Source organism: Bacillus solimangrovi (assembly GCF_001742425.1).
Lineage (GTDB): Bacteria > Bacillota > Bacilli > Bacillales > Bacillaceae_N > Bacillus_AV > Bacillus_AV solimangrovi.
Map to the genome: position 1 here is coordinate 141,121 of NZ_MJEH01000055.1, position 6,427 is coordinate 147,547.

3 protein-coding genes are annotated in these 6,427 nt (G+C 37.1%); all 3 read right to left on the reverse strand.

Annotation, left to right across the window (positions count from 1 at the left end; translation table 11 throughout):
• Window positions 1-138: 138 nt before the first annotated feature.
• Window positions 139-3,540, reverse strand: coding sequence for an AAA family ATPase (locus BFG57_RS15600; protein WP_069718412.1), 3,402 nt, complete (start codon window positions 3,538-3,540; stop codon window positions 139-141).
• Window positions 3,541-4,719 (reverse strand): exonuclease SbcCD subunit D, encoded by a 1,179-nt coding sequence (locus BFG57_RS15605; RefSeq protein WP_069718413.1) that lies wholly within the window; start codon window positions 4,717-4,719, stop codon window positions 3,541-3,543.
• Window positions 4,720-4,889: 170 nt separating this feature from the next.
• Window positions 4,890-6,427, reverse strand: a 1,538-nt coding sequence (locus BFG57_RS15610; RefSeq protein WP_175428371.1) for a 3'-5' exonuclease, incomplete at its 5' end; no start/stop codon positions are given.

Sequence of the window (6,427 nt, forward strand, 5' to 3'; positions counted from 1 at the left end):
ACATTATAGTCTTAGGAGTCATACATGAGATTAATACACTTATTTCTTTAATGTACTTAATATTGACTTAGATGAATGTTGTTATTTCAGAAGTTGATTAAATTTAACTATTCTCCTTATTGATTTTATGCTCGTTACTTAAAGTGCTTCGAGATGTACAGAACTTCCTTTCCCTGAAGGTTCAGCTGGTGTTACGATAAGCTTTCGTGGAAGTCGTTCCTTCAATTCAGGAACATGACTAATTACACCGACAGATAATTTTTGATTGTTTAACTTCTCTAACGAAGTAATTACCGTATCTAATAACTCTTGATCAAGTGTTCCAAACCCCTCGTCTAAGAAGAAAAACTCCAATGGATATTCTCCTCGCAACTGAATTTGTGCTGACAGAGATAAGGCTAACGATAATGATGTAAGGAATGTTTCACCTCCAGATAATGTCGATACCGGTCTTTTCACACCACCATTTGCATCATCTCGAATAATAAAACCACCTTCTGAATCTACTTCTATTGCATAACGTCCACGCGTTAATCTCTTTAGTCGATCAGATGCATCTTTACTCACATGGACAAGCTGTTCTTCAGCTACAAATTCAACGAATGCATTCCCTCTAAACACTTGCTGTAATTTCTTATTGCGCTCATTTACCTTTTCTAATCCTTTACCTTTAACATCTAACTGATGATAACGTTCAGCCTTTCGCTTTACATCTTGAAGCATTTCAAACATTGCACCTTTTCTCTCTTGTGCATTTGAAACTTCTTCTTGTAAGGTGTTGCGATGTAACTGCACCTGTTTCCATTGCTCATCTAGTAGTGTCCGACCTTGCAGTTCTTTCTTTACTTCAGAATAATTTGCCTTACATTGCTTCATCTGCTCATTATGTGAATCAATGGTATGTTGCCAACTTTCTTGTTCATCTTTCGATTTGATACAATCTTTTAATGACTCAACCGTTACAAATGATGAGTTACTAAATTTCTCATCCCACCTTTTTTCAGCAAGTCTTACACGATCACTAGCATGCTCATATGTTGATGTTGCAGATGCAGCCTTTGTTTGTATCTGATAATATTTTTCTTTCTCTTGCTGCCAAGTTTGATATGTTTGTTCCATATCTATATTTAATCTATCCATTGTTTGTTTCTTTTCAGTTAACTTACTTTCAACTTGGTCAACTTGAGCATACCTTTCGACCTTTTGAAGTAGACGATTAGCTTCACGTTCTTTTGACTCAATTGAAGTTTTAGCAATTGCTAGTTGCTGTTCACTTTGTACCGATTGCTGATGAAGGTGCTTGATCTCTTCCTCTTTCTCTTCTAAATAAGGCACACTTTTCTCAATTCGCATACGAAGGTCTACAATTAACTTATCGATTTCGTTTAATTTGTTATATCGACTACTTACTTCATCAATTATTAGATTAGGAAACTGCTTGATCCAATCTTTCGTCATTCTTTCAAGCTCTGCTTGTTTCAGAGTGCAGCGTTCTTCTTCAACTTTCAGATCTTTTTGTAGATGTACAATTCGACCTTCTCTTTCTTCAAATGCTTGTCTCGCTTCACGAGAAGTTCGAATTTGCTTTCTTATAGCCTCCTTTAACTCTAATACATCTTGGCCAAGTGCCTTATATTCTGTAGAAAAACTTTGGAATCCATTCTCAATGTCTTCTTCACTTAATTCGTTAACGATTGGCTTAATTTCTTGTTGAATTTGCAAAACTGGTGTCTTATCTTTCAGTACTTCAGTTAACTCTGCTGAACATTGTTCAAGTTGAAGTCGATATGAAGAAAGATGAATTTTCATATCCTCAAATTCACGAAGCAATTTTTCTACATGCTGGATATAATCGATTAATTGTGAAACATCACTGTTATTAAATTGAAGTGGGGCTGGATGCTCAATTGAACCACAAACAGGACATGGTTTTCCTTGCTCTAGCTGATGAACAAGCTCATTAGCTAACTGATTCGCTTTCTCTTTATCAAATTCTGCTTTCTTACGATGCAAAACATTTGTAATAAATGTCGCATGTTTTTCCAGCTCCCTCTCTCGTTCGGCGATTACTGTATAAATTCGTTCATTTCTTTCGAACAGTTGCTTCAAAGATTCGTTCGAAATTTGTAATTGTTGCTCGGACGATTGCAGCGCATTTTTCTGCTGAACATACTGATCAGTGCGTACTTGAAATCTCTCATTCAATTCCTTTACATGCTGGGTTTGATGCTCAATCGCTTGCTTCGCTAAAACAGCAGACTGAATCTGTTGACGCTCTTCTACAGGTATTTCAATTTCATTCATTTTTTCTTGCAACTCTTTTTGACGCATTAGCCCTTTTTCTTGTAAATGTTCCGCCTGTTTCATTTGATTTTGTACTTTCAACACTTCATTTTGTCGATTATTTATTTCTTCTATTAATTTCTTTTGTTCATGCTGTATTTGAATTAGTGTCTGTTTTTCTTCCACAGCTACGCGTAATTTTTCAATTTCTTGCGTTAATATTGGCATTTCCACATCAAATTGTTTTTTTATTTTTTGATAACTTTGTTCACTTTCAAGCGCTAATTTCTTAGCCTTATTATATTGCTTTTCTATAAACGTTTTCTCACTGTCAGCTTTTTCTTTTTGAGCATTAGCAAGTTCAAATTCTTCAAGATATGGTGATAATAAGTCAGCTTGCCTTGCTTTTTCTAACTTTTCAAATAAGCGTTCAATTTCAAACTGTTGTTTTTGTAGTTCGCTCAAAACACCTTCTATTTGTTCTTTTCGCTCCTGTAATTGCTTAACTAATTTCGCCTCTTCAAATTGTGACTCAATTTTTTCAAGTTGCCCCTTTTTTTCAATTAATTGTTTTTCTGCTTCTTGTAGATGTTCATCTGCTAACTTAAGAGCTTCCTTTGAAGCATCACCAAGACCATTCTTCTCTGCCTCAATTTGCCCAATAGAAACTTCTGCTTCTTGAATACGTTCACGTAGTTTTTGATTTAACCGATCACCATATTGTTCTAAGTGAAATAACCGTTGCAACATTTGCCGTCGATCAGATCCCTTTAATGATAGAAATTCCGCAAACTTTCCTTGTGGAAGTACAACTGCACGTGTAAAATCATCAATCGTTAATCCAAGCAATTCTTGAATTGATTCATTCACATCTCCTGCCTTCTCCGCTATTACAACTGTTTCACCTTCAGATAAATCAAGTAAACGACATGATGATGAACGAAGATTCACATCTCCAGTTCGTTTAAAACGCCTCTCCACTCGATACCGCTTTGTCGCTTTTGCGTTACCTAATTCAAAGGTCAATCCAACATCTAATGTATCTTCAGCATGATTCATAATCCCTTGTGTATTGTTGGCTGCACGCTCAACTTTACCGTATAGTGCAAGTGTCATAGCATCAAGTAATGAGGATTTTCCACTTCCAGTTGGACCAAAGATCCCAAATACGCCACCACTCGTTAATGCTTCAAAATCAACCTCTTGTTTTTCACGAAAGCTATGCAAACCTGCTACACTTAATTGAATCGGTCGCATTTATTTCACCTCCTCTTCATCGTGAACTAATTCCATAAATAATTGGACTAATTCACCTTCAGGCATACCTCCACCAGTCTGCCTTTGATAAAATCGCTTAAACATCTCATCGATAGGTAATTTCTGAACTTTAGTACTTTCCTCATCTGTTTCCATCTCTGGAAAAATTGGTCGAATATGGATAATACCACGATGTTGCTTTCGCAAACGGTGGATCTCTTCGATTGATAGTGCATGCTCAACATTCACTTCTAAATCGATCCAAGCTTGCTTATCTCGCCCTTCTTCGAGCCAATTATATACTTCCTGTAACCCATTTCTTGCCTTCCATGTTACGAGTGGCCTTCCACTAGACAAATATACTTCATCAATCTTTATCTCTTTTTCTGCTTTTGGCGGAGAAAGCTCAACAATCGTTACAGATTTTGTATAACTTGACTCTGAAAAACTAAAGGCTAAAGGTGAACCAGAGTATCGCGCTGGTGACTTCGCATGTTTAATATTTTGAGGTCGATGCAAATGACCTAATGCCGTATATTGTGCTCTTTCAGGCAAACTTGTCGCCCTTACAGTATATGCACCGCCAACTTCAATTGGACGTTCTGATTCCGTTGCACTTCCTCCAGCTGTAAAAATATGACTCATTGCGATATTAATACTCTCATCTGTAAATGATTTGCTCATCTCACTAAACAAATAACGGATTTGTGCATCATAGCTTTCACGTAACTTCAGTTCTTCGTTTTCTTCTGATAACACCTTCTTCAATCGTGCTTCAGATGGATACGGCAATGCAGCTACCTTTAATATCTCTTCTGCTGTTGGGATAACAATTGAGCATACTCTCTCAGTAGGATAACCTATTAGCGTAATCCCTTGCTTTCTTGCAAGTGGAGATGATGCTTGTAAACGATCAGGATTATCATGGTTACCAGCGATTACTATGACAGGACGTTTCCCATTATTTGATAATCTAGCCATACTATCGTAGAACAGCTGTTCAGCACGTGAAGGAGGATTAACTGTATCAAATACATCTCCTGCCATCAATACAGCATCAATTTGTTCCCTTTCTACAATCTCACATATTTCATTCAGAAACTGCTCTTGTTCTTCTAATCGGTCTCTTCCCTCTAACGTACGTCCTAGATGCCAGTCCGCTGTATGTAAAAGTCGCATTTCCTCACCTTCTCTTCCAACCTATTCACTTCATACTTATGTAAAACCCCCGAGTAGCCTCAGGGGTTTCACTTATAGACATTGAATATTTTAATAAGCTTACTTCTTCATTTCTCTTACTAGAAAAACAGAAGCTTAACCAGTTCGTTTAACTTTTTTGGAACATATACTTATAGTTTCAACACATGTCCACCATCAAAGAAATATAAATATCGCTCTGTAACAGGACGTTTCCATATTTGTTCTAATGCTTTTGTATACATATCTATTTGAATTTTGTATCGACTTACTAGTTTGGGTTTCGCTTCAACAAATCCACCTTTAAATCGTTCTTGAATCGCATCAGTTTTATAATCTATCAACACAAGGCTTTCACTATCTTTTATTACGCAATCAATTACACCTTGTACGAGAACGGACTCACCTTCTCCTAACCAATTGGGATACGCTTCGTTAGAGCGAAGTGTCATCGTAAATGGCACTTCACGTTTCACACTTTCTGACTCAATTACCCGTTGACCAAGATCTGTCTCGTAAAACGCCACAATTTGTTTCACATCAATAGCATTTGCTTGTTCTGCTGTTAATAGTTCTTTTGCTACCATCTCATCTACTTTAGTTGCAATTGTATCTATATCTATTTTCTCTCTTAACTCTACATGCTGCATAACCATATGCATTGCTGTTCCACGCTCTGGTGCAGTAAGTTTTTCCTTTTGCATAAAACGAGGACGTGATTGAATTGGTCCACGGAATTGACGTACATACTGATTATCAGTATATTCATCTTGCTGCTGTGTACGCTTAATTTCTGTAACAGATTGCTTTGCTCTTTTCTCAACTGCATCTCGATATGGATAGGACCAATTCAAGCGTTGTTCAACAGTGTCTACGAGCTCACTCTTACTATTAATCGGCTCCCAACTTTCAACACTCTTTAGTAACTCTTCTTGTTTTTCGATATGAGCAGAAGCTTCTTCTTCTAATCCAACCGAACTTGATAGTTGCACACTGAATTCTGCTGGATATTGTTTAAGATCATATGGTGACTGATTTATAACTGTTTCACCGATATGTTTTTCAACTTGATGATGACGGATCAAAGCTGGACCAATCCAATCAGTATATGATACGGCATTCGCACGTTTAAATGCTGGTAGAAGCCATTCTTGTTCCTCTAATGAATCTTTCCAGCTTTGTAATTTCTTTGCTGCATCTTTAACTGTTGCTGTCAAAATAAGCTTTTCCTTAGCACGTGTTAATGCAACATACAAGACACGCATTTCTTCTGCTATCATTTCAAATTGCATACGTCTCTTCATCGCATGTTGAGCAATAGTAGGATAACTTACACGTAATTTTGGATGAACAAATTTTGAAGCAAATCCTAAATCTTTATGCAACATGACTTTTGCTCGTAAATCTTGCATATTAAACTGCTTCCCTAATCCCGCAACAAATACGATCGGAAACTCTAAACCTTTGCTTTTATGAATCGTCATGAGTCGAATAACATCCTCTTGCTCACCAAGTGCACGAGCAGCTCCTAAGTCATCGCCACGATCTTGCATTCGTTCAATAAATCGAAGAAAACGAAACAAACCTCGAAATGATGTTTCTTCATATTGACGGGCACGATCATACAAGGCACGTAAATTTGCTTGACGTTGTTTACCACCAGGGATTCCACCGACAAAATCGTAATAAC

Bases quoted from the DNA above. Each gene is read 5' to 3' on its own strand.
- BFG57_RS15600 (WP_069718412.1), bottom strand. From the start codon at position 3,540: ATGCGACCGATTCAATTAAGTGTAGCAGGTTTGCATAGCTTTCGTGAA.
- BFG57_RS15605 (WP_069718413.1), bottom strand. From the start codon at position 4,719: ATGCGACTTTTACATACAGCGGACTGGCATCTAGGACGTACGTTAGAG.